This is a genomic window from Pseudoalteromonas sp. GW168-MNA-CIBAN-0100, from assembly GCF_040309225.1.
In the GTDB taxonomy this organism is placed as follows: Bacteria; Pseudomonadota; Gammaproteobacteria; order Enterobacterales; family Alteromonadaceae; genus Pseudoalteromonas; species Pseudoalteromonas arctica.
Genome location: NZ_JBEOOL010000529.1, coordinates 1 through 275, shown reverse-complemented (window position 1 = coordinate 275; position 275 = coordinate 1). Strand labels below are relative to the sequence as shown.

Below are 275 nucleotides of genomic sequence, written 5' to 3'. Positions count from 1 at the left end.
ATTATTTTCCCATTAAGTAACCCATCAAAACAGGTAGAAGCACACCCAATAGATATTATTAACTGGACCGAAGGTAAAGCACTTGTTGCTACAGGTAGCCCATTTGCCCCAGTTGAATATAATGGTGAGCTTTTCCCAATTCCGCAGTGTAACAACAGTTATATTTTCCCGGGAATTGGTTTAGGGGTTATAGCTGCAAAAGCAACGCGTATTACAGATGCTATGTTAAGTGTTTCTAGCGAAATGCTGGCTGAATCATCGCCGCGTGCAAACAC

Annotated in this window: 1 protein-coding gene; it reads left to right on the top strand. The window is 41.8% G+C overall.

Annotation, left to right across the window (positions count from 1 at the left end; all coding sequences use genetic code 11):
• The coding region (locus AAEY62_RS22285; RefSeq protein ID WP_350636586.1) for a malic enzyme-like NAD(P)-binding protein at positions 1 to 275 on the top strand (275 nt) is incomplete at both ends.